General features: G+C 56.8%; 20 protein-coding genes. 9 read left to right on the plus strand and 11 right to left on the minus strand.

Annotated elements, in window-relative coordinates; translation table 11 throughout:
- Positions 1-50: 50 nt before the first annotated feature.
- The 3 genes from ABIE11_RS07455 to ABIE11_RS07465 form a co-directional block, all read right to left on the minus strand.
- Entirely contained in the window at positions 51-635 is a 585-nt protein-coding gene (locus ABIE11_RS07455) for an RpoE-regulated lipoprotein (protein ID WP_429184216.1), read from the minus strand.
- Positions 636-696: 61 nt separating this feature from the next.
- Positions 697-1,146 carry a DUF2919 domain-containing protein gene (locus ABIE11_RS07460; protein ID WP_429184217.1) on the minus strand — a complete coding sequence of 150 codons (450 nt, stop codon included), beginning with the start codon at positions 1,144-1,146 and terminating at the stop codon, positions 697-699.
- Positions 1,133-1,558, minus strand: a complete 426-nt coding sequence (locus ABIE11_RS07465) for a GNAT family acetyltransferase (RefSeq protein WP_047624910.1) — start codon at positions 1,556-1,558, stop codon at positions 1,133-1,135. The genes ABIE11_RS07460 and ABIE11_RS07465 overlap by 14 nt, the downstream gene beginning before the upstream one ends.
- A gap of 214 nt (positions 1,559-1,772) precedes the next feature.
- Here ABIE11_RS07465 and amiA point away from each other — a divergent pair, with 214 nt between their 5' ends.
- Both amiA and hemF read left to right on the plus strand, forming a co-directional pair.
- A complete protein-coding gene (amiA, locus tag ABIE11_RS07470; RefSeq protein WP_102104949.1) occupies positions 1,773-2,648 on the plus strand; it encodes an N-acetylmuramoyl-L-alanine amidase AmiA in 876 nt (291 codons plus the stop codon).
- Complete coding sequence (hemF, locus tag ABIE11_RS07475) at positions 2,645-3,544, plus strand: oxygen-dependent coproporphyrinogen oxidase (RefSeq protein ID WP_319417979.1); 900 nt, start codon at positions 2,645-2,647, stop codon at positions 3,542-3,544. Before amiA ends, hemF begins: the two co-directional genes overlap by 4 nt.
- Before the next feature lie 27 nt (positions 3,545-3,571).
- Here hemF and maeB read toward each other — a convergent pair whose 3' ends face one another.
- Positions 3,572-5,851 carry an NADP-dependent oxaloacetate-decarboxylating malate dehydrogenase gene (gene maeB, locus ABIE11_RS07480; RefSeq protein WP_102104951.1) on the minus strand — a complete coding sequence of 760 codons (2,280 nt, stop codon included), beginning with the start codon at positions 5,849-5,851 and terminating at the stop codon, positions 3,572-3,574.
- A gap of 292 nt (positions 5,852-6,143) precedes the next feature.
- Here maeB and tal point away from each other — a divergent pair, with 292 nt between their 5' ends.
- Positions 6,144-7,094: a transaldolase gene (tal, locus tag ABIE11_RS07485; protein ID WP_100779362.1), complete on the plus strand. Its 951-nt coding sequence runs from the start codon at positions 6,144-6,146 to the stop codon at positions 7,092-7,094.
- Between the two features lie 19 nt (positions 7,095-7,113).
- Positions 7,114-9,102 (plus strand): transketolase, encoded by a 1,989-nt coding sequence (tkt, locus tag ABIE11_RS07490; protein ID WP_107703150.1) that lies wholly within the window; start codon positions 7,114-7,116, stop codon positions 9,100-9,102.
- 51 nt (positions 9,103-9,153) lie between these two features.
- On the opposite strand, the gene ABIE11_RS07495 is transcribed toward tkt, so the two are convergent.
- From ABIE11_RS07495 to aegA, 3 genes are all read right to left on the minus strand, one after another.
- Positions 9,154-10,197: a DUF1176 domain-containing protein gene (locus tag ABIE11_RS07495; RefSeq protein WP_429184218.1), complete on the minus strand. Its 1,044-nt coding sequence runs from the start codon at positions 10,195-10,197 to the stop codon at positions 9,154-9,156.
- Between the two features lie 124 nt (positions 10,198-10,321).
- Positions 10,322-10,894 (minus strand): GDP-mannose pyrophosphatase NudK, encoded by a 573-nt coding sequence (nudK, locus tag ABIE11_RS07500; RefSeq protein ID WP_107703148.1) that lies wholly within the window; start codon positions 10,892-10,894, stop codon positions 10,322-10,324.
- 65 nt (positions 10,895-10,959) lie between these two features.
- Positions 10,960-12,936 (minus strand): formate-dependent uric acid utilization protein AegA, encoded by a 1,977-nt coding sequence (gene aegA / locus ABIE11_RS07505; protein ID WP_429184219.1) that lies wholly within the window; start codon positions 12,934-12,936, stop codon positions 10,960-10,962.
- A 178-nt stretch (positions 12,937-13,114) separates the two neighbouring features.
- Here aegA and narQ point away from each other — a divergent pair, with 178 nt between their 5' ends.
- Together narQ and acrD are read left to right on the plus strand one after the other, a co-directional pair.
- Positions 13,115-14,806, plus strand: a complete 1,692-nt coding sequence (narQ, locus tag ABIE11_RS07510) for a nitrate/nitrite two-component system sensor histidine kinase NarQ (protein WP_429184220.1) — start codon at positions 13,115-13,117, stop codon at positions 14,804-14,806.
- A 199-nt stretch (positions 14,807-15,005) separates the two neighbouring features.
- Positions 15,006-18,119, plus strand: a complete 3,114-nt coding sequence (acrD, locus tag ABIE11_RS07515) for a multidrug efflux RND transporter permease AcrD (protein ID WP_100779356.1) — start codon at positions 15,006-15,008, stop codon at positions 18,117-18,119.
- Between the two features lie 114 nt (positions 18,120-18,233).
- On the opposite strand, the gene ypfM is transcribed toward acrD, so the two are convergent.
- Positions 18,234-18,293 carry a protein YpfM gene (ypfM, locus tag ABIE11_RS07520; protein ID WP_100780840.1) on the minus strand — a complete coding sequence of 20 codons (60 nt, stop codon included), beginning with the start codon at positions 18,291-18,293 and terminating at the stop codon, positions 18,234-18,236.
- 389 nt (positions 18,294-18,682) lie between these two features.
- On the opposite strand from ypfM, the gene ABIE11_RS07525 reads away from it, so the two are divergent.
- The 3 genes from ABIE11_RS07525 to ABIE11_RS07535 are packed head-to-tail and all read left to right on the plus strand — an operon-like array spanning position 18,683 to position 20,391.
- The gene (locus tag ABIE11_RS07525) at positions 18,683-19,030 is read left to right on the plus strand and encodes an ArsC family reductase (protein ID WP_429184221.1); all 348 of its coding nucleotides are present in this window, start codon (positions 18,683-18,685) and stop codon (positions 19,028-19,030) included.
- A 10-nt stretch (positions 19,031-19,040) separates the two neighbouring features.
- The gene (gene dapE, locus ABIE11_RS07530) at positions 19,041-20,168 is read left to right on the plus strand and encodes a succinyl-diaminopimelate desuccinylase (protein WP_107703144.1); all 1,128 of its coding nucleotides are present in this window, start codon (positions 19,041-19,043) and stop codon (positions 20,166-20,168) included.
- Between the two features lie 25 nt (positions 20,169-20,193).
- The gene (locus tag ABIE11_RS07535) at positions 20,194-20,391 is read left to right on the plus strand and encodes a YpfN family protein (RefSeq protein WP_059179411.1); all 198 of its coding nucleotides are present in this window, start codon (positions 20,194-20,196) and stop codon (positions 20,389-20,391) included.
- 38 nt (positions 20,392-20,429) lie between these two features.
- Here the strand turns inward: ABIE11_RS07535 and ypfH are convergent, their stop codons facing one another.
- The 3 genes from ypfH to ypfJ all read right to left on the minus strand — a co-directional run bounded on the left by ypfH (position 20,430) and on the right by ypfJ (position 24,095).
- Positions 20,430-21,125 carry an esterase gene (gene ypfH, locus ABIE11_RS07540; protein ID WP_100779353.1) on the minus strand — a complete coding sequence of 232 codons (696 nt, stop codon included), beginning with the start codon at positions 21,123-21,125 and terminating at the stop codon, positions 20,430-20,432.
- A 73-nt stretch (positions 21,126-21,198) separates the two neighbouring features.
- Positions 21,199-23,226, minus strand: a complete 2,028-nt coding sequence (locus ABIE11_RS07545; protein ID WP_429184222.1) for a tRNA(Met) cytidine acetyltransferase TmcA — start codon at positions 23,224-23,226, stop codon at positions 21,199-21,201.
- Positions 23,226-24,095 carry a KPN_02809 family neutral zinc metallopeptidase gene (gene ypfJ, locus ABIE11_RS07550; RefSeq protein ID WP_429184223.1) on the minus strand — a complete coding sequence of 290 codons (870 nt, stop codon included), beginning with the start codon at positions 24,093-24,095 and terminating at the stop codon, positions 23,226-23,228. Before ypfJ ends, ABIE11_RS07545 begins: the two co-directional genes overlap by 1 nt.
- Positions 24,096-24,135 lie beyond the last annotated feature (40 nt).

A 24,135-nucleotide genomic window follows, 5' to 3' on the forward strand; every position in this document is an offset into this window, starting at 1 on the left:
TGGCGGCTATTATACCTGGATTTCAGCGAGGCGGTTTGTTCAGGCGCAAATTACTGCTGCCAGATAATTTTGCTCACGGTCCAGTTTTTGAGGGTGTCGTCCGCAGGCATCAACCCTTCCGGGCCGCTCCACTCGCCGGTGAAGAGATAGCGAATATGCTGGCTGTCTTTGGCTTTACACTCCACCGCGACTTTCTCATCCGCAACCGCGCTTTCACAGTTGCCGAATGCTTTCTGATACAGCTCGCTAAATGGTGTACCGACTTTCACGCCGCTGTCAGTCTCCACTTCGCGGTCCAGCACTTCAACGCGATTCACCGTGCCTTTATCGCCATTGATAATCAGCGCCAGCTTGTCGTCTTTCAGCGCTTCGAAGTAGTGCACAATGGCACCATTCTCCGTTTTCATGCCGCTACGCAGGCGGTAATCACTGCTTAAGGCGGATTCAATCGCTTCCTGATTCAGCGGCGTTGTCGCGTTAATATTTCCGACGCCCTTCTCAGTCACTTCGAATGAGGAGCCAAACCAGTTCCACGGATAGGCCGCCGACCAGTTAATGGAGGAGATTGACGAGAGCGTTGAACATCCGGTTAACACCAGCGGCAAAGCGCATAAAACTAAACGCAGCGATTTCATTGAAACGTCCTTTCTTGTTAATTCAACGCTTGTTGGAGTCCGGCATCGATAAAAAGTGCCTTTAATCTTTTTCTATCGTGAAACTGGCGCGCAGACGCGGGTGCGTCAGCAGCCACAGCAACGCGACAATATCCGCCACGACCAGCGCAATTCCGATTCCGCCGAGAGGCTCGCCGTAAAACCACAGCAATGGCTGCCAGCACAGCAACACCACCTGGGCGAGAATCAACAGCCAGCGCAGGCTGTACCAGATGCGCGGAAAAAGCTGTCGCCGTCCGCTGAGTAAAAAGGCCAGCACCGCCGGGACGCCGGGCAACAGCCCGAGCCAGAAGTTATCGCGATCGGGATAAAAAAGATTCAGCAGCGAACTTCCCTGATCGCGGGACGCCCCCGCCACCACAAACAAAACCCAGGTTCGCGCCTGAAGCAGCAGCACACACCAGAATAATAAGGGCAATTTGACGCGGCCCTGACTGTCGTAGTGGGCCGGGTGAAACTCAGTATTCTTCATCTTCGATCAGGCGCTTCCCTAAATTCAGGACATCGGCGTGCTCATATCCAAGACGCTCGTACATCCCCAACACCACATCATTATCTTCGCGCACCATGATCTGAATCTTAGGGCAGCCGCGGGCAATCAGTTTCTTTTCCAGGCGGTTGAGCAGCGCGTTGGCGATGCCGCGACCCCGATATTCCGGGTGGACGCCGAGGTAATAGGCCGAGCCGCGGTGGCCGTCGTAGCCGCCCATCACCGTCCCCACCACTTCACCGTTGACTTCGGCGACCAGGAACAGGCTGACGTCGTGATTGACCTTACGCTCGATATCCATTTCCGGATCGTTCCACGGACGCAACAGATCGCAGCGTTCCCAAAGGGTAATCACCTCTTCGAAATCTTCCTGGCGAAAAACGCGTATCTCCATGGTATTAACCGCCTTTTTGGGTTTAAAAACAGTGATTATGGCGCGAACGCCGCCAATAGCCAATAAGCGGCGAAAAATGTGCGAAAATTTGGCATAATGTCACTCTGTCACGTATTGAAATGAAAAGTAAAACAATTCTCAACAAGGACTGTCGTCACGCTAAACGCGATACGATATAACACCAGGACCCCCAATTTTTTACAATTCAGGCCGCATGAGCACATTCAAACCTTTAAAAACACTCACATCGCGTCGTCAGGTTCTCAAAGCGGGGCTGGCGGCCTTGACGTTAACAGGCATCGCACAGGCACAGGCTAAAGACGATAGCACCCTGAAAACCAGCAATGGACACAGTAAGCCCAAGGTAAAAAAAGCCGGGGCAAAACGGGTGGTGATGCTCGATCCGGGACACGGCGGAATCGACACCGGCGCAATTGGTCGCAACGGCTCGAAAGAGAAACATGTGGTGCTGGCGATCGCCAAAAACGTGCGCTCGATTCTGCGCAGTAACGGCATTGACGCGCGGCTGACGCGCAGCGGCGATACCTTTATCCCGCTGTATGACCGCGTTGAGATCGCCCACCAGCACGGCGCGGATCTGTTTATGTCGATTCACGCCGATGGATTTACCAACCCGAGCGCCGCGGGTGCGTCGGTGTTTGCCCTCTCCAACCGCGGTGCGAGTAGCGCCATGGCGAAATATTTATCCGATCGCGAGAACCGTGCGGATGAAGTAGCGGGTAAAAAAACCACCGATAAAGACCATCTTCTGCAGCAGGTATTGTTCGATCTGGTGCAAACCGACACCATCAAAAACAGCCTGACGCTCGGGTCGCATATTCTAAAGAAGATCAAACCGGTGCATCGCCTGCACAGTAAAGGCACGGAACAGGCGGCGTTTGTGGTACTGAAATCACCGTCAATTCCGTCCGTGCTGGTCGAGACATCGTTCATCACGAACCCGGAAGAAGAGCGTCTGCTCGGCACCACCGCATTTCGCCAGAAGATCGCCAACGCCATCGCCTCCGGAGTGATCAGTTACTTCAACTGGTTTGATAATCAAAAAGCGCATTCGACGAGACGTAAATGAAACCGAACTCTCAGCAGGTCAAAGCGTTTCTGCTGCAACTGCAGGATCAGATTTGCCAGAAACTGGCCGCCGTCGACGGGGGCGAATTTCAGGAAGACAACTGGCAGCGCGAGGCTGGCGGCGGCGGGCGCAGCCGCGTGCTGCGTAACGGCGGCGTGTTTGAGCAGGCAGGCGTTAACTTCTCTCACGTTCACGGTGACGCCATGCCGGCCTCAGCCACCGCGCATCGCCCGGAGCTGGCCGGACGCAGTTTTGAAGCCATGGGCGTGTCATTGGTCGTTCATCCGCACAGCCCGTTTGTGCCCACCAGCCACGCCAACGTGCGCTTTTTCATCGCCGAGAAACCGGGTGCCGATCCGGTGTGGTGGTTTGGCGGCGGCTTCGATTTAACGCCCTACTACGGCTTTGAAGAGGACGCCGTTCACTGGCACCGCACTGCGCGCGATATTTGTCAGCCCTTTGGCGAAGAGGTTTATCCGAAGTACAAGAAGTGGTGCGACGACTATTTCTATCTCAAGCACCGGAACGAACAGCGCGGGATTGGCGGATTATTCTTCGACGATTTGAATGCGCCCGATTTTGATACGGCGTTCAGCTTTATGCAGGCGGTTGGCGAAGGCTATACGGACGCGTACCTGCCGATTGTCGAGCGGCGCAAAGGGATGGATTACGGCGTGCGCGAGCGTGAGTTCCAGCTTTATCGTCGCGGGCGTTACGTGGAATTCAACCTGGTGTGGGATCGCGGCACGCTGTTTGGACTACAAACCGGCGGGCGCACGGAGTCGATTCTGATGTCGATGCCGCCGCTGGTGCGCTGGGAGTATAATTTCGAGCCAAAAGAAGGCAGCCCGGAGGCTGCCTTGAGTGAGTTTCTGAAAGTCCGCGAGTGGGTTTAATACTCGACAGCACAGACGACGCCGCGCTTACAGCGGCTGCGTCTGTGCTTCGACCACCGCCAGCGCAACCATGTTGACGATACGACGCACGGACGCAATCTGCGTTAACACATGTACCGGTTTTGCGACGCCCATCAGTACCGGCCCCACGGTCACCCCTTCAGAACTGGAAACACGCAGCAGGTTATAGCTGATACGCGCCGCTTCCACGTTCGGCATAATCAGCACGTTCGCCGAGCCTTTCAGTGGGCTGTCCGGCATCCGCTCGTTTCGGATACTCTCAACCAGCGCGGCATCGCCATGCATCTCACCATCAATCATCAGCTCCGGCGCGCGTTCACGCACCAGCTCCAGCGTCTGGCGCATTTTGCAGGCCGCCGCGGATTTGGATGAGCCAAAGTTAGAGTGCGACAGCAGCGCCACTTTCGGTTCGATACCAAAACGACGAACGGTTTCTGCCGCCATCACGGTGATTTCCGCCAGCTCTTCCGGCGTCGGATCGTCGTTGACGTAGGTATCGGCAATAAAGGTGTTACCGCTTGGCAGCAGCAGCGCATTCATCGCCCCCGCCGTATGCACGCCATCGCGATAGCCGAAGATCTCCTGCACCACGCTGAAGTGCTCGTGATAATCGCCAATCGTCCCGCAGATCAGGGCGTCAGCTTCACCACGATGAACCATGATCGCCCCGATCACGGTGGTGTTGCTGATGACTGCGCGCTGCGCCTGCTCTTGGGTGATCCCCCGGCGTTTCATAATGCTGTAGTACTCGCTCCAGTACTCTTTGAAGCGCGGGTCCGATTCGTTGTTCACGATCTCAAAATCGACACCCGGTTTGATCTGCAGACCGAGTTTCTGAATGCGCATTTCGATCACGCTCGGACGACCAATCAGAATCGGTTTCGCCAGCCCCAAGGTGATCAGCTCCTGCGTCGCATGCAGCACCCGCGCCTCTTCGCCTTCGGCCAGCACCACGCGTTTAGCGTCGGCGCGCGCCTGCGAGAAGATTGGCTTCATGAACAGGTTCGTTTTGTAGACAAACTCGGTCAGCTTATCGATATAAGCGTCGAAGTCCTCAATCGGGCGCGTCGCCACGCCGGAATCCATCGCTGCTTTGGCAACGGCCGGGGCGATTTTGACGATTAAACGCGGGTCGAACGGTTTCGGAATGATGTAGTCCGGGCCGAAGCTCAGATCCTGATCGCCATACGCCGAAGCCACCACTTCGCTCTGCTCCGCATGGGCCAGCTCCGCAATCGCATGGACAGCCGCGAGCTTCATCTCTTCGTTAATCGCCGTGGCTCCCACGTCCAGCGCACCGCGGAAGATGAACGGGAAGCACAGCACGTTGTTAACCTGGTTTGGATAGTCGGAACGGCCAGTACAGATAATGGCGTCTTCACGCACGGATTTCGCCAGCGGCGGCAGGATTTCCGGCTCCGGGTTTGCCAGCGCCAGGATCATAGGTGCACGCGCCATTTTCGTGACCATTTCCGGGGTCAGCACTTTCGGGCCAGAGCAGCCGAGGAAGATATCCGCTCCTTCAATCACATCATCCAGCGTGCGTTTGCCGTCATCCACCACCGCGTAGGCGGCTTTGGTTTCCGCCATGTTCGGCTCGCGATCTTTATAGATAACGCCTTTCGAATCGCAGACCACGATGTTGTGTTTCTGCATGCCCAGCGCCACCAGCAGGTTCATACAGGCAATCGCTGCCGCACCCGCGCCGGAAACGACCATGCGCACATCAGAGAGATTTTTCTCGACCACGCGGAGTCCATTCAGAATGGCCGCCGTGCTAATGATCGCCGTGCCGTGCTGGTCATCGTGGAACACGGGAATGTTCATACGTTCACGCAGTTTCTGCTCAATGTAGAAACATTCCGGCGCTTTGATGTCTTCAAGGTTGATGCCGCCAAAGGTTGGCTCCAGCGCGGCCACAACGTTAATAAATTTGTCCGGGTCCAGCTCATCCACTTCAATATCAAACACGTCGATACCGGCGAATTTCTTGAACAGTACGCCCTTCCCTTCCATCACCGGCTTACCGGCCAGCGCCCCGATATTGCCAAGCCCGAGCACCGCGGTGCCGTTGGAAATGACCGCCACCAGGTTGCCGCGAGCGGTGTATTTGTAGGCCGCTAACGGATCTTTTTCGATCTCAAGGCAAGGCGCGGCAACGCCGGGTGAATAGGCCAGCGCCAGATCGCGCTGCGTGGCGAGTGGCTTAGTGGGGGAAACCTGGATTTTGCCCGGTACAGGGAATTGATGAAAATCGAGGGCACTCTGTCTTAACTGATCATCCATCTTATTGTTCCTTTCACGTATCGATCAAAAAGGGTGGCGTACTCACGTTCCTGATGCTCACCCTGGAGTGGCGCATAGTATCGCCCCTGCGGACGGTTCAAACTTTGAAGGCAGCCAAACTCTCACCATCGCAGGGCAAAATTTGTTATCAATTTATAACAACCATGTTACCCACTCCCGAAAGCAATGCCTCCCCCGTCTGCTATGCTTTTTTGTTAAGTACGTCATGTATTTCGCAGAAGTGTGAACGAACGCACTCGCTTAACTCTGTTATTTCTAAGGAGTCATTTCCATGAATCAATTAGACGGCATCAAACAATTCACCACGGTTGTCGCCGACAGCGGCGATATTGAGTCCATCCGCCACTATCAACCGGAAGATGCGACCACCAACCCGTCACTGCTGCTGAAGGCGGCCGGCCTTGCGCACTTTAGCCACCTGATCGATGACGCCATCGACTACGGCAAACAACGCGGCAAAACTCAGGAGCAGAAAGTGGCGGAGGCCAGCGACAAACTGGCGGTCAATATCGGTGCGGAAATTCTGAAAAGCATCCCGGGACGCGTCTCGACGGAAGTGGACGCACGCCTGTCGTTCGACAAAGAAAAGAGCATCGCCAAAGCGCGCCGCCTGGTGGAGCTGTACCAGGAGCAGGATATCGATAAATCGCGCATTCTGATTAAACTCGCCTCCACCTGGGAGGGCATTCGCGCCGCCGAAGTGCTGGAAAAAGAGGGGATCAACTGCAACCTGACGCTGCTGTTCTCCTTTGCCCAGGCACGTGCCTGCGCCGAAGCGGGCGTGTTCCTCGTCTCGCCGTTTGTTGGCCGTATATACGACTGGTATCAGGCGAAACAGCCAATGGACCCGTACGTGGTGGAAGAAGATCCGGGCGTGAAATCGGTGCGTAATATCTACGATTACTTCAAACAGCACCGCTATGAAACCATCGTGATGGGAGCCAGCTTCCGTCGCACCGAGCAGATCCTGGCGCTGGCAGGCTGTGACCGTCTGACCATCTCCCCTAATCTGCTGAAAGATCTGCAGGAAAAAGAAGAACCGGTGGTGCGTAAGCTCATCCCAACCTCAACCGTCCTGCCAAAACCGAAGCCGCTCACCGAAGCCGAGTTCCGCTGGGAACATAATCAGGACGCGATGGCCGTGGATAAACTGGCCGAAGGCATCCGCCTTTTCGCCGTTGACCAACGCAAACTGGAAGATCTTCTCGCCGCCAAACTTTAATCATGCCATGGAGTGAATTATGTCCCGTAAAGAGCTAGCCAATGCCATTCGCGCCCTCAGCATGGATGCGGTACAAAAAGCCAATTCTGGCCACCCCGGCGCGCCGATGGGCATGGCCGATATCGCCGAAGTGCTGTGGAATGACTTCCTGAAACACAACCCGACGGACCCAACCTGGTATGACCGCGACCGCTTTATTCTCTCTAACGGTCACGCCTCGATGCTGTTGTATAGCCTGCTGCACCTTTCCGGCTACGACCTGCCGCTCGAAGAGCTGAAAAACTTCCGTCAGTTGCACTCTAAAACGCCGGGCCACCCGGAGCTGGGCTATACGCCCGGTGTGGAAACCACCACCGGCCCCCTCGGCCAGGGGCTGGCGAACGCCGTCGGGCTGGCGATTGCCGAACGTACGCTGGGCGCGCAGTTCAACCAGCCGGATCATGAGATTGTCGATCACTTCACCTACGTATTTATGGGCGACGGCTGTCTGATGGAGGGGATTTCCCACGAGGTCTGCTCGCTGGCGGGGACGCTTGGGCTTGGCAAACTGATCGGTTTTTACGATCACAACGGCATTTCCATCGACGGGGAGACCGAAGGCTGGTTCACCGACGATACGGCAAAACGCTTCGAGGCCTATCACTGGCATGTGGTGCATGAAATCGACGGCCACGACCCGGAAGCGATCAAGAAAGCGATTCTCGAAGCCCAGAGCGTGAAGGACAAACCGTCGCTGATTATCTGCCGTACGGTGATTGGCTTCGGTTCGCCTAACAAAGCGGGCAAAGAGGAGGCGCACGGCGCGGCGCTGGGTGAAGAGGAAGTGGCGCTGACGCGGCAGAAACTGGGCTGGAAGTACCCGGCCTTTGAGATCCCGAAAGAGATTTACAAAGCCTGGGACGCACGCGAGGACGGCGAAAAAGCCCAGCAGGCGTGGAATGAAAAATTCAGCGCTTACAAAAAGGCGCATCCTGATTTGGCGGCTGAGTTCTCACGACGCATGAGCGGCGGCCTGCCGGACGAGTGGGAAGCGAAAACGCAGGCGCTGATTGACGATCTCCAGGCCAATCCGGCGAAAATCGCCACCCGTAAAGCGTCGCAAAATACCCTTAACGTCATCGGTCCGATCCTGCCGGAGCTGCTGGGCGGCTCGGCGGACTTGGCCCCGAGTAACCTGACGATCTGGTCCGGCTCAACCTCCCTGAAAGAGGATATCTCCGGAAACTATATCCACTACGGCGTGCGCGAGTTCGGGATGACGGCCATCGCGAATGGTATCGCCCATCACGGCGGATTTGTCCCTTACACCGCCACCTTCCTGATGTTTGTTGAGTATGCCCGTAATGCGGCGCGTATGGCGGCGCTGATGAAAGCGCGGCAGATTATGGTCTACACCCACGACTCTATCGGTCTGGGGGAAGACGGCCCGACGCACCAGGCGGTTGAACAGCTCGCTAGCCTGCGCCTGACGCCAAACTTCAGCACCTGGCGGCCTTGCGATCAGGTCGAAGCGGCTGTCGGCTGGAAGCTGGCGGTTGAGCGCCACACTGGGCCGACGGCGCTGATCCTGTCGCGTCAGAATCTGGCGCAGATCGAGCGCACGCCGGAGCAGGTAAAAAATATCGCCCGTGGGGGTTACATCCTGAAAGACAGCGGCGGTAAGCCGGATGTGATTTTGATTGCGACAGGTTCGGAAATTGAAATCACGGTGAAAGCGGCAGAGAAGCTGACCGCCGAAGGACACGCCGTTCGCGTGGTGTCTCTGCCTTCGACGGATATTTTTGATGCGCAGGATGAGGCCTACCGGGAATCCGTGCTCCCTTCAAACGTCGCCGCGCGCGTGGCGGTGGAGGCGGGGATCGCCGACTACTGGTACAAATATGTCGGCCTGAAAGGGGCTATCGTCGGGATGACGGGGTACGGTGAATCGGCCCCCGCGGATAAGCTGTTCCCGTACTTTGGCTTTACGGTTGAGAACGTGGTCGAGAAGGCGCTCGGCGTACTGTAGTGCCTACTGAAGTGCGCGCTGCTGCACGACAGTAAGACCGTACCGAGCAGGTTAGCGCGTAATCCACAACGTGGGCCAGGCATCTGGCCCATGCCAGTTATCGCAGCTCGGCTCTTCGGCATACCGCACCAGACGAAAACGCTGGCCGTCAAAACGCCAGCGGGTCTGGATACCGCAGTCGCCCATGCCTCGCCCTAACGCCAGGGTCGTCAGTTCACGCGTTTTCTCATCAAAGCGGGCATTCATCAGCTCCATCTCGCTGCTCTCGCTCGACGACACAAACGGCAGACGCAGCCGCACGGTTCGGGCGGCAAACGGCTTTTTACGCGACACCAGCCACGCCAGATCCACCGTGTTGTAGGCCCCCGCTTCGCAGCTTATCATCAGCAACGCTTTGTCATCCGTTAAGGCCATTACCCGCACTTCGCGACGGTTAGGGTCGAGCGAACACTGGCTGTTGTTCATGCGCCAGCTGCCGTAATCTAGCAGATCGTTCAGCTCTTCATGCGTCAGGGGCGTCGGCGTCGGATTGACCACTGCGACCTCTTTTAGCGCCGGAGCCGGTGGCACGCTCAGCGGCGGTTCGTCGCCCTTTTTAATCCACGCGGTTTCGTTTCCCACACGCTTTTGCTGGGAATCAATAAAAAGTAATGCCGCCTTCAGCCCGGCCAGAGAGACAATCTGTTTACCGCCTTTAAGCGTCAGCGCCTCCCCTTCCTGAATGGTTTTCAGAAACGCGGCGATAGTCGCAGTATCATCGGTCACCAGATGCCACGGCGACAACTTCCAGCGCTGCGCATCCAGCGTCAACGGCGCACCGTCCAGCAGCAGACGCGGCGCGATGGGCGCTTCTTTCACCGGCGACGTTTCCAGCCCCCCCAGATCAATCCGCAGATTGGCATCCGTTTTGGCCCCCGCGCTGCGGCTTAGCGTCATCACCAGCCCCTGATGCTCACCGGTATTGCGCGCGACGCAAAAGTTCTGGTTGTTGCAGGTGACCTGCCAGTCAGAAAACGACTGCTGTGCAGGCGCCGCCCAAACCAGTGGCAGAGGCAGTATGCTGAGGAGTAAAAAAAGAAGAATGCTGTGACGCATGGAAGGCACAATCCCGGAAGCAGAAACTCGAAAACTGGCTGTATCTTCGTGTTCTGTCCGGGGTTGCTCAATCGGATTTATCGGATAGATTTATCTGGATTATGATTTAGCGATAGTTTATTAATCAAGACATTAGGCCAGACAGCTGTAAATACTGGAGCAGTATCAACGCCTTACCATCACGAATTTCACCGGTTTTTACCATTTCCAGCGCCTGAGTATAAGGAATTTCCAGCACGTCGATGGCTTCGTCCTCAACGCCGCCGCCCGCGTTGCTGCGCTGTGCGTCGGTGTATTCGGCGATAAAGAAGTGGATAAGCTCTGTCACGCCGCCGGGGGACATGTACAGCTCAAACAGCTTCGTGACGTCTCCCACTTCAAAGCCCGTCTCTTCGATGGCTTCCTTGCGGATACAGACTTCGGGTTCGTCGTTATCCAGCAGCCCAGCGCAGGTTTCGATCAGGCGTCCATCCGGGTTGCCATTCACCCAGGTCGCGATGCGGAACTGGCGGATCAGCACGACGGTTTGCTTTTCACGACTGTATAACAGGATGGTGGCACCGTTGCCGCGATCGTAGACTTCGCGCTTGTGGCGGACGACGTCGCCGTGGTGAGTTAAATCGTAGGTAATGTTGCGCAGGACAAAATAATTTTCTGAGAGGATTTTATCTTTGATGATCTCAATTTTCAGGCTCATACGGGCTCCAGGACGTAATGAGTGATTCATAGTACGCCGAGAAGCCCGCTTTGTCGCCCCGCTGATTAGTGGGAGTTTGGCCGTTTGATTTGCAGCCAGTCCATCATCCCTTGTGCGGCGTGACGCCCTTCGGCCATCGCCGTAACCACCAGATCAGCACCGCGCACCGCGTCACCGCCGGCAAAAATCTGCGGATGGCTGGTCTGGTAGCGATAGGGACTGTCCACACTCGCCACGATACGCCCCCAGTCGTCGACGTTCACCCCCTGCGCCTGTAGCCACGGCATCGAGTGCGGGTTAAAGCCAAACGCCATGATCACCGCATCAGCAGGCATCACAAACTCGCTCCCCTCGACAGGCACCGGACGCCGCCGCCCCTGCGCATCCGGTTCACCAAGCCGGGTGCGCAGCAGGCGAATGCCGTTCACCTTGCCCGACGCATCCAGAACCAGTTCGACGGGCTGCACGTTGAATTCAAAGTGCGCCCCCTCCTCTTTGGCGTTCTTGACCTCTTTTTTCGAGCCAGGCATGTTGGCCTCATCCCGACGATAGGCGCAGGTTACTTTTGCCGCCTGATGGCGCAGCGCGGTGCGCACGCAGTCCATCGCCGTATCCCCGCCGCCGAGTACCACCACGTTTAATCCGGTGACATCGATAAAGGGTTCGGACGCTGAGGGTGCCAGCCCCATCAGATGGCGGGTATTCGCCACCAGGAAAGGTAAAGCGTCGTACACCCCCGGCGCATCTTCGTGCGGAATGCCCGCTTTCATCGAGCGATAGGTGCCCACGCCGATAAACACCGCGTCGTATTCGCCGAGCACCTGAGACATTGGCAGGTCTTTACCCACTTCACAGTTCAGTTCGAACTGTATTCCCATTGCGGTGAAAATCTCCCGTCGCCGTGCCAGCAGGGATTTATCCAGTTTGAACGCCGGAATGCCAAAGGTGAGTAATCCGCCGATCTCCGGGTGCCTGTCGTAGACCGTGACGCTCACGCCGTGGCGGATCAGCACGTCGGCACAGGCCAGCCCCGCCGGGCCTGCGCCAACAATCGCAATACGCTTATCGACGGGCGCGACGCCGGTCAAATCGGGCCGCCAGCCTGCCGCCAGCGCCTGGTCAGAGATGTAGCGTTCGATATTGCCAATGGTTACCGCGCCGGATTCATCGCGTACCGTGCAGGCCCCTTCGCACAACCGGTCCTGCGGACAGACGCGTCCGGTGATTTCTGGCAAACAGTTGGTCTGATGGGACAGTTCCACCGCCGCGTCGATATCCCCGGCTTTTACGCGCTCGATCCATTGTGGAATGTGGTTGTGCAATGGACAGGTCCATTCGCAGATGGAGTGCTCTCCGCATTTCAGGCAGCGTGCCGCCTCGCGGTGCGCCTGCTCTGCGCGAAACGGCAGATAGATTTCATCGAAATTGTCTGCACGCGCCTGCGGGCTGAGCTTATCCGGCTCGCCGCGCGCCGTGAGTGCCTGCATTTGCTGGATTTTGGTGTGCGGTGACGCAACCAGCGTTGCCTCGCTGTGCCACGGCTGAGCTTCCTGGCAGGCAGCGCGCAAACGGCGGGCTTTCGCCAGACGATGCAGCACGTCTGGCGTCACCAGCGTCAGGGCATCTGCCGGACAATTCTCCACGCACGCCGGGCCCTGCGGCCTGTCGTGGCACAAATCGCATTTGTGCGCCGTGGCTTTGACCTGTCCTTCGGACACGGGTGTGACTACGATCTCCATCGTGCCAAACGGACAGGCGACCACACAGGCTTTGCAACCAATGCATTTTTGCTGATTCACCTGTACGCTGTCGTGGCTTTTGCCGATCGCCCCATTGGGGCAGCTTTGCGCGCAGGGGGCGTTTTCGCAGTGATGACAAGTGACCGCGCTGCGCCGTTTCCCCTCTTTCAGCACCGTAATGCGCGGGATAAACTGGCGCTGGCTTAAGACATGTTGTTCATGATTGTGCGCCATCACGCAGGCGACTTCGCAGGCGTGACAGCCAATACATTGCAGGTTATCGGCCATAATAAAACGATTCATAAAGGCACCTGTTCTGGTAGCATTAACCCTATTTTTTATAAGAATATTGACGACCCCGATAGTCCCAGGCAATGGTCATTTGCCCAAGTTATGGGACTAATGACGACATCCCTGCGGCAGATCAATTTATTTCATCGCAGGTGAAATTGCGTTTCAGTTACATTCAGGAAGCCGAGTTGTGATCGTTAAACGTCCTGTATCAGGAAGCCTGGCCCGGGCTTTCATCTCCATTATTTTGCTCTCCGTTCTGACCAGCGGCATTGCGTTGATGACGCTTGCCAGCAGTCTGCGCGATGCCGAAGCCATTAATATTGCAGGCTCTTTACGCATGCAAAGTTACCGGCTCGGCTACGATCTGGAGCGCAACAGCGCTGATTTTTCCGCCCACCGCCTCCACTGGCAAAACACCCTGAACTTGCCCGTCCTGCAAGAACTCGATCGCTGGTATGTACCGGCGTCGGTGAAAACGGGATATCAGCAGCTGCAGCTGGCGTGGGCTGAGATGGACGACCATCTCGAAGCGGGAGATAAAACCTGGTATCAGGACCATATTCAGCAATATGTGGAGCGTATAGACACCTTCGTGCTGGCTCTTCAGCACTATGCAGAACATAAAATGCAGCTGGTGGTCGCTATTTCCCTGGCGGGCGGCGTGGGGATTTTGCTGCTGGTGGTTATGACCCTCCGCGGGATCCGCCGGGAGGTGGTCGCACCGCTCAATCATCTGGTGTTCGCCAGCCAGAAAATGGAACAGGGGAATTTCGACATTCAGGCCGAGGACACGCACCTGCCCAACGAGCTGGGGCTGCTCTCGCGCACCTTCAACCATATGTCCGCCGAGCTACATAAACACTATCGCTCGCTGGAAATTACGGTCGAAGAGAAGACCCGGCACCTGAACGAAGCCCACCAGCAGCTCGAAATGCTGTTCAAGTGCTCTCAGGCGCTGAATACCAGCCAGATAGACCCCCATAGTTTCCGCCATATCATCCAGATGGTTCAGGAATATACGGGAATGAGCTATCTGGAACTGCAGGCCAGCGACAACTGGCAGCTGTGTGAAGGGGTGAAAAAAGCGGAACAGCAGACCTTCACCCTGCCGGTAGTTATGCAGGAGACGCGCTTCGGTGAGCTGCGCTGGCAGAGCGAAAACATCGTGCCGGAGCCGCTGATGAAAAACGTGGCGACGATGCTTGGGCGCGGGCTCTATTTCAATCAGGCGCAAAAGCATTTCCAGCAGTTGCTGCTGATGGAAGAGCGCGCCACCATTGCCCGCGAACTGCACGACTCGCTGGCGCAGGTGCTCTCCTACCTGCGCATTCAGCTGGCGCTGCTCAAGCGTGCGGTACCGGACGATAACGTCCCGGCGCAGACCATCATCACCGACTTCTCACGCGAGCTGAACAACGCCTGGCGCCAGCTCCGCGAGCTGTTGACCACTTTCCGCCTGACGCTGAACCACTCCAATCTTCCCGCGGCTTTGCAGGAGGCACTCGAAGGGCTACAAAGCCAGACCCGTGCGAAACTGGAGCTGGACTGTCGCCTCTCGTCCCTGGCGCTGGATGCGCAAAAGCAGGTTCATCTGCTGCAGATCGTGCGTGAGGCGGTGCTGAACGCCATCAAACACGCCGACGCGACGGTGATTACGGTCAGTTGCGTGACTGCACCGGATGGCGAGCACACGGTCTATATTCGGGATAATGGCATTGGGATCGGCGACGCCAGCGAACCGCCAGGACACTACGGTCTGAACATTATGCGCGAACGTGCGGAGCGACTGGGCGGCACGCTCGGCTTTTCGCAGCCGCAAAATGGCGGGACGCAGGTGTGTATTCGTTTTCGCACGCCGGAACCTGAAGCGGGTAAATAACGGTAAATTGCCGGAAACCGTCATGCCGATGCGACGCCACCAGGTAATAATCGACAGGGCGGAAAGTTAACAAGGCGCTGTAAATGCGCATGATAATTTACACTATCTCCTTTTTTTCTCCACGTTTGGCATCCGCCTTGCCGCTAGAGTTAAGCGGGCAATAAACAATAACGATGCAAGCTTACGAGGTCTTACTTTAATGGCGAATTTTTTCATTGATCGCCCCATTTTTGCCTGGGTGCTGGCAATTATTTTATGTCTGACGGGCACTCTCGCTATTTTGTCTTTACCTGTGGAGCAATATCCCGACCTGGCTCCGCCGAACGTGCGTATTACCGCGAACTATCCGGGCGCATCGGCGCAAACGCTGGAAAATACGGTCACTCAGGTGATTGAACAGAATATGACCGGGCTGGATAACCTGATGTACATGTCGTCCCAGAGCAGCGCGACTGGTCAGGCGACGGTGACGTTAAGCTTTACCGCCGGTTCCGATCCCGATGAAGCGGTGCAGCAGGTGCAAAACCAGCTGCAGTCGGCAATGCGTAAGCTGCCGCAGGCGGTGCAGAACCAGGGCGTGACGGTGCGTAAAACCGGGGATTCCAACATCCTGACCATCGCCTTCGTGTCGACCGACGGCTCGATGGATAAGCAGGATATCTCGGACTACGTTGCCAGTAATATTCAGGACCCCTTAAGCCGTATTAACGGCGTCGGCGATATCGACGCCTATGGCTCACAGTATTCCATGCGCATCTGGCTGGACCCGGCGAAGCTGAACAGCGTGCAGATGACCGCCACCGATGTGACTAACGCCATCAAATCCCAGAACGCGCAAATCGCCGTCGGGCAACTGGGCGGTACGCCGTCGGTGGATAAACAGGCGTTGAACGCCACCATCAACTCGCAATCCCTGCTCCAGACGCCGCAGCAGTTCCGCGATATCACCCTGCGCGTGAATCAGGACGGTTCCGAAGTGCGGCTCGGCGACGTCGCCACCGTTGAGATGGGTGCCGAAAAATACGACTACCTGAGCCGGTTTAACGGCAATCAGGCGTCGGGTATCGGGGTTAAACTGGCCTCCGGCGCGAACGAAATGGCGACCGCGAAGCTGGTCATCGACCGCCTGGATGAGCTGTCCCAGTATTTCCCGCATGGCCTGGAATACAAAGTTGCCTATGAAACCACCTCTTTCGTGAAAGCCTCGATTGAGGACGTGGTGAAAACGCTGCTCGAGGCCATCGCACTGGTCTTCCTCGTGATGTACCTGTTCCTGCAAAACTTCCGCGCCACGCTCATCCCGACCATTGCCGTTCCCGTCGTGCTGCTCGGCACCTTTGCCGTGCTCTATGCCTTTGGTTACAGCATCAACACCCTGACCATGTTTGCGATGGTGCTAGCGATCGGCCTGCTGGTGGACGATGCCATCGTGGTGGTTGAGAACGTCGAGCGCATCATGAGCGAAGAGGGTCTGTCGCCGCGGGAAGCGACGCGCAAATCGATGGGACAAATTCAGGGGGCACTGGTCGGCATCGCGATGGTGCTCTCCGCTGTGTTTGTGCCGATGGCCTTCTTTGGCGGCACCACTGGCGCGATTTACCGCCAGTTCTCGATAACAATCGTCTCGGCGATGGTGCTGTCGGTGCTGGTGGCGATGATCCTGACCCCTGCCCTCTGCGCAACCTTGCTCAAGCCGTTACACAAGGGGGAACAGCACGGGCAAAAAGGGTTCTTCGGCTGGTTTAACCGGATGTTCAACCGCAATGCAGCGCGATATGAAGCGGGTGTGGGGAAAATCCTGCACCGCAGCCTGCGCTGGATGCTGATTTACGTTCTGCTGCTCGGCGGGATGGTCTTCTTATTCCTGCGCCTGCCAACCTCGTTCCTGCCGCTGGAAGATCGGGGAATGTTTATCACCTCCGTGCAGCTCCCAAGCGGGGCCACCCAGCAGCAGACGCTGAAGGTGGTTGAGAACGTCGAATCCTATTTCTTCACCAAAGAGAAAGACAATATCGTGTCGGTGTTCTCCACGGTCGGTTCCGGCCCCGGCGGGAACGGGCAGAACGTCGCCCGTATGTTCGTGCGCCTGAAAAACTGGGATGAGCGCGACAGCACGACCGGCTCCTCTTTCGCCATTATCGAGCGTGCCACCAAAGCCTTTAGCCACATCAAAGAGGCGCGCGTTTTCGCCAGCAGCCCGGCGGCAATCAGCGGCCTCGGCAGTTCGGCTGGCTTTGATATGGAATTACAGGATCACGCCGGAGTCGGACACGATGCGCTGATGGCCGCGCGCGACCAGCTGCTCGAACTGGCGGGGAAGGATAAATCGCTTACCCGCGTTCGTCACAACGGTCTGGATGACAGCCCGCAGCTGCAGATTGATATCGATCAGCGCAAGGCGCAGGCGCTGGGCGTGTCTATTGATGATATCAACGACACCCTGCAAACCGCGTGGGGCTCCAGCTATGTGAACGACTTTATGGACCGGGGCCGCGTGAAGAAGGTCTACGTTCAGGCCGCCGCGCCGTATCGTATGCTGCCGGACGATATTAATCTCTGGTACGTGCGTAACAATTCCGGCGGCATGGTGCCCTTCTCCGCCTTTGCCACCTCTCACTGGGAGAGCGGCTCTCCACGACTTGAGCGTTATAACGGCTATTCGGCGCTCGAAATCGTCGGCGAAGCCGCGCCGGGCGTCAGTACCGGTACCGCCATGGACACCATGGAAAAACTGGTACAACAGCTACCGGCTGGTTTTGGCCTGGAGTGGACGGCCATGTCCTATCAGGAACGGCTGTCTGGCGCACAGGCCCCTGCCCTATATGCCGTCTCACTGCTGGTCGTCTTCCTGTGTCTGGCCGCTCTGTATGAGAGCTGGTCGGTGCCGTTCTCAGTGATGCTGGTGGTACCGTTGGGTGTGATTGGTGCGCTGCTCGCCACCTGGATGCGAGGACTTGAGAACGATGTCTACTTCCAGGTAGGGCTGTTGACGGTGATTGGGTTGTCGGCGAAGAACGCCATTCTGATCGTTGAGTTTGCCAATGAGATGAATTCGAAGGGCCACGATCTGCTGTCGTCCACGCTGCACGCCTGCCGTCAACGTCTGCGCCCAATCCTGATGACCTCGCTGGCATTTGTGTTTGGCGTCCTGCCGATGGCCACTAGTTCCGGCGCAGGTTCGAGCAGCCAGCACGCGGTCGGGACCGGCGTAATGGGGGGCATGATCTCCGCGACCATTCTCGCCATTTACTTCGTGCCGCTGTTCTTTGTGCTGGTGCGCCAGCGCTTCCCGTTAAAAGAAAAGCCGGAGTAATCAGGCAATAAAAAAGGCGGCTTTGATAGCCGCCTTTTTAACGTGTGATTTGTTTGATACCTATCACATCATTTTTATAACTAAATTAAGTGCTCTTGCAGTTCTTCCTGAAGATCATTTACGAAGCATGTCTTCGATAAAATCTTTCCAGTTCCCCAGTTCACGTTCAATCATAACAACCTCTCTTATTATTATGCGTATTCTATGAGAATATATCGTCATTGTGAAGATAATTTAATCAATGGTTACGATTGTGTCCCCCGCTCCTGTGCTGGCCCTGAGACAAATATGGCGCGATTACCTTTAATTTTATGTGACCAATAGCAATATTTAGAAACAACCATACGAGCGGGTGATAATCTTATTCTGAACTGACTTTAAAAGAAATTTTACGCGGCTGGACTTTTATGCGTAAAAAATGAAACACTATTCAGCGAACAGTTGTACGTTGAATTAATCGGCATAGCAGAATTAACGATAAACTGAATGTGTTATATTTCTCTGAACAATTTAAAGTCGAAAAAATTGAACGTTTGTTATTAATAAAGACAAAAGGATTCACGATGATTGTGATGTACGGCATTAAAAATTGCGACACCATCAAAAAAGCACGCCGCTTCCTTGAGGCAAACCATGTTGATTATCGCTTTCATGACTATCGCGCAGATGGCCTGGATGCGAAATTTCTGCATAGCGCCATCGCAGAACTGGGCTGGGAAGCGCTGCTGAATACCCGCGGGACCACCTGGCGAAAACTCGATGAATCAGTACGCAATAGCATCACTGACGCTGACAGCGCAGCGAAATTAATGCTCGAAATGCCTGCGATCATCAAACGCCCATTGCTCTGTGCGCCTGGGCAGCCTATGCTGCTGGGTTTTAGTGAATCCAGTTATCAGACTTATATTTGAGGTGTAGTCTATGTCATGCCCGGTCATTGAGCTGACTCAGCAGCTTATTCGCCGTCCCTCCCTTAGCCCGGACGATGCAGGTTGTCAGGCATTAATGATTGAGCGCCTGCGCGCCATTGGTTTTACCGTTGAGCGTATGGATTTTGGCGACACCCAGAACTTCTGGGCATGGCGCGGCCAGGGCGAAACGCTGGCTTTTGCCGGACACACCGATATCGTCCCTGCAGGTGACGCCGATCGCTGGATCAATCCTCCCTTCGAACCCACCATCCGCGATGGCATGCTGTTTGGTCGTGGCGCTGCTGACATGAAAGGCTCGCTGGCTGCGATGGTGGTGGCCGCCGAACGCTTTGTCGCCCAGCACCCGAACCACAAAAATCGTCTCGCGTTTTTGATCACCTCCGACGAAGAAGCCAGCGCCAAAAATGGCACGGTGAAAGTGGTCGAAGCGCTGATGGAACGCCGCGAACGCCTGGATTATTGCCTGGTGGGCGAGCCGTCGAGCACGGAAGTGGTCGGTGACGTGGTGAAAAATGGCCGTCGCGGCTCACTGACCTGCAATCTGACCATCCACGGCGTGCAGGGCCACGTGGCCTATCCGCATCTCGCCGATAACCCGGTACATCGCGCGGCGCCAATGTTGAGCGAGCTGGTGGGGATCGAGTGGGATAAAGGCAATGAATTCTTCCCGCCGACCAGCATGCAGATCGCCAACGTTCAGGCGGGCACCGGCAGCAACAACGTTATTCCGGGCGATCTTTTCGTGCAGTTCAACTTCCGCTTTAGCACGGAACTGACCGACGAGATGATCAAATCCCGCGTGATTGCTCTGCTGGATAAATACGAACTGCGCTACACCCTGGACTGGTGGCTTTCCGGCCAGCCGTTCCTGACCCAGCGCGGCAAGCTGGTGGATGCGGTGGTAAACGCTATCGCGCACTATAATGAGATCAAACCGCAGCTCCTGACGACCGGTGGCACTTCAGACGGACGCTTTATCGCCCGCATGGGTGCGCAGGTTGTCGAACTGGGCCCAGTAAACGCCACCATTCATAAAATCAATGAATGCGTGAACGCGGCTGATTTGCAGCTACTGGCTCGTATGTATCAACGTATTATGGAGCAACTCGTCGCCTGACGACTGCTCTGAGAAGGAATAGCGAATGGACTGGCTGGCTAAATATTGGTGGATTCTGGTGTTGGTGTTTCTGGTAGGCGTGCTGCTGAACGTGATCAAAGATCTGAAGCGCGTGGACCATAAGAAGTTCCTCGCCAACAAACCTGAGCTTCCCCCGCATCGTGATTTTAACGATAAGTGGGACGATGACGACAACTGGCCGAAGAAAGACCAGAAGAAATAGTTTCAAAAACCCCTCTCCGACGGGAGAGGGGTTTGAACTTACATAAACTCGACAATATCGTCGTCGTTTGGCTTGCTGCCGCTTAACGCTTCGTCGAAATAGTGCTTCGGCACGGTAAAGCGCAGGTGATCCAGCGCGAACTGCATGCTGCGATCGTCAATGGCGTGACCCAGTTCATCAACAATATCCAGCGTCACATCTCCCCCTTCACGAATCAGCGCTTCCTGAGCGGCCACCGCATGGGACAACTCAATCACGCGGTCTTCACCGCCGTGAATCAGGTGGATGGTGGTTGCTGTCGTGGCACTCTGTGGCAGAGTTGCAAAGCGGCCGTTAAAGGCAATCACACGCGAGACCAGCCCCGGCTGTGCTTTCACGCTCTCCAGCGACATAATCGCCCCCTGCGAGAAACCAATCAGCGCGGTTGCTCCGGCACTTACACCGCTCTGCTGTTGCCAGTAGCGTACGGTGTCGATAAAGGTCGGCATGATGGCATCGATGCGTGCCTGACGATTCTCTTCCGTCACGCCCTGCACGGAAAACCACTGACGCCCCTGTGGGCCACAAGGCTCTACGCCGCCAATGCTGACGATGAGTGCGTCGGGGAAAATCGGCGCAAACCAGCTGCCGATTTGCCCCATATTCACTGCATTATCACCGACGCCATGAAACAGCAGCAGCAGTTGTTGCGCTGGGGCAGAAGGGCTTTGGACAACAAAATGGTCATGTTTCATGGCAGTCTCCTTAATTGATAGTCAGGATTTTACGCCTCTGCGGGGTAATGACCATGCCACTTCATTGAAGAAGTCATTGAAAAAAATGCCATTGCAAAACGTCACTTTTGAGCCGCTCGCAGCGGCAGCGATCAAGCGATTCAAGAGCCTGCGCGGCCTCCTGGCGCTGTCGTATGAGTAATGTTTTACGTCCGTGAAGTGCCAGGTCGGCGCACAGCTGCACGTCCTCTTTGCCCTCTTCCAGCCTGCCGCGCAGGGCCTCCAGCGGTAAAGGTACCGCCAGCAACAGGCGCGTGAGCGCTGCTGCAGACGTCGAGAGAGGACGATGGGCAAAGGCGAAACCGCTTAACTCCAGCCAGTCATCATCATTAAGGGTAGTCTCCCAGCGATCGTCTACCGGGATCTTTTCGCCGTTCCAGCGTTCAATGATCCGCGCATCGCGGCACAGGCGCTGATGTTCCTGTGCGCACAGCGCCTGCCCCGCCTCGCTGATGGGCCGTAGCGCCATCGCCGTATAGCAGCCGCTGCTGGCCTCGCGATGACTGCCCATACGCACCAGCACAAAGCCGCAGCGCTGCCAGAAGCGCCACAGCTCCTGGGTATAGCCAAAGCTGACGGAGAGATAATCTTGCTGTCGGTGCGCACCTGCGCTGCCCGTCAGCGCCTGGCCGATGCCCTCGCGCTGACGCGCCGGATGGACCGCTACGCGGGTAACGCGCCGCCCGACAATTGTCGCCGCAAGCGGTGATCCTCCGTGGGCGGCAAGAGATTGCGCCACCAGATTGCCGCGCGGGCGTCGGTAGCCTGCCCACACGGCCTGGCTCAACGCCGGCGTTAACCCACCCTCGTCTACCAGCCACAGCGCCCCTGCCAGCGCTTTCCCGGTGCGGGCGACGGCAAAATGCTGGCCCGGCGCGTCCATCATCCGGCGTAAATCCACGGGTGAGGTGCGGTAGTGCGCTGAGCACAAGAGCCGGTAGATATCAGCGGCAAGCTGCGGCTGGCTCTCCCAGGCGTTTTGTTCCAGGGAGATGATCTCGGGTGTACCGCCGGGTATCGCGTCCACAACGTCGTCATCAAATAACAACGCATCCGCTATCACGCGCTCAAGGGGGCAGCCCGCCGCCCAGCGAATGGGGGCCGAGAGGGTGAAAGAGTGCAGGCCGCTAAAACGCGCGCAGAATTTGAGTAAAAAGCCGCGCCCCGTACCTTCGTAACCCTGCACGGTCGTCGTGAGTAATACACGCGGGAAACGCGACACCAACTGTTCCAGCAGCGGGCCGGGAATGGCGGCGGCTTCATCAACCACCAGCCAGTCGGCCTGCTGGTCAGAAGCTAGCAACGCGTCCGGGGCCATAAAGTGATAGTGATTTTCCGCGAAGCGGGCGATGACGTCTGTCGCCCCTTTCGCAGGCGCAGTGACGATAGCCCGACCCGAAATGCGGCGTAACAGCATCCCCGCGAGCGCGGATTTCCCCCGCCCGCGCGGTGCTGTCACCACCGCTACGCCGGTTTCCATCCCGGTTAGTGACTCCAGAATGTCAGCCTGTTCGCGCTGCGGCTCGCCGCTGGCAGGCTGCCAGTCGGGTGCCGAAGGCAAGGGAAAATCAGGTAAGGGCTGGTGTTCATGCCAGATCAACGCACCGGGATCGGCGCTCACCACCCGACAAAAATGGTGAACAAAATGCGGCGTCGCGATGGGGGTATCGCTGTCGCTCCAGCGAAGCGAATCACTGTCGGTTTGACCGGGCCAGACGGCGAAGGGAGGCGTAAGTAACACCAGCAGACTGCCCGCGCGTAATGTGCCGCTCAGCGCCGCAAAGGCTGCGACATCAAAACCGCAACGGGCATCGAAAATCGCGTGACGATACTCGCGTCCGAGCAGATTTTTTAGCGCTTGCGGCGCGCAGTGCGGCTCAACGGGCGCGTCGTTTCCAACCCACAGCCAGTCGCCGGAAAGCGCGTCGCGAAGCATCAATGCGTGTGTCTGCGACCACGTATCGCTACCGCTTAGCACCAGCAACCGGCGATGACCTTCCCGCTGTAGCTGTGCGGCCAGTGGTTCAAACCAGGAGACCGCCTCTTCCCTGCCGCGCGACATCACATGGCTTTACCAAAGGTATTGCACTGAGCCGGATCGCCACTCGCAAAACCACGTTTAAACCAGGTGTAGCGTTCTTCAGAAGTGCCGTGGGTGAAGCTGTCTGGCACCACGCGCCCCTGGCTTTGCTGTTGCAGACTGTCGTCGCCGATAGCCTGTGCGGCGTTGAGTGCCTCTTCCAGATCGCCCGACTCCAGTACGCCCTGCTGCTGCATGCTATGGCCCCAGACGCCTGCGAAGCAGTCGGCCTGCAGTTCCATACGCACGGACAAGCGGTTGATTTCAGTCTGGGAGGCGTTTTGCTGCAGCTGACGCACTTTCGGTTCGATGCCGAGCAGTTTTTGTACGTGGTGACCGACTTCATGCGCAATCACGTAGCCCTGGGCAAAATCGCCGTCAGCGCCAAGTTTGCGTTTCATGTCGTCATAGAAGGAGAGATCGATATAGACGGTGCTGTCTGCCGGGCAATAGAACGGCCCCATTACAGACTGTCCTGTGCCACATCCCGTGCGTGTCGCGCCACGGTACATCACCAGTTTTGGCTGCTGGTAGGTGCGGCCCATTTTTTCAAACTGCTGGCTCCACGTATCTTCAGTGGTCGCCAGAATGACAGAGGTGAATTTTGCGGCTTCATCTTCGTTCGGACTGATGGAGCGCTGAGATTGCTGTTGTTGTGGAACCGGTTCTCCGGTCATTAAACCGGTCAAATCGACACCGTAGTAGCCCGCCACCAGTACGATAATCAGCAGAACAATGCCGCCTTTACCGCCGGGAAGTCGCATCCCGCCACCGCCCATCGACGGCCCCATGCCGCCACTGCTGCGCCTGTCTTCTACATTGTCACTTTCACGACGCCCTTGCCAGCGCATAACCACCTCGAAACTTTCTCAATATGAATAGAGTGATCGT

It is taken from the genome of Lelliottia sp. 489 (genome assembly GCF_050435885.1).
Classification (GTDB): domain Bacteria; phylum Pseudomonadota; class Gammaproteobacteria; order Enterobacterales; family Enterobacteriaceae; genus Enterobacter; species Enterobacter nimipressuralis.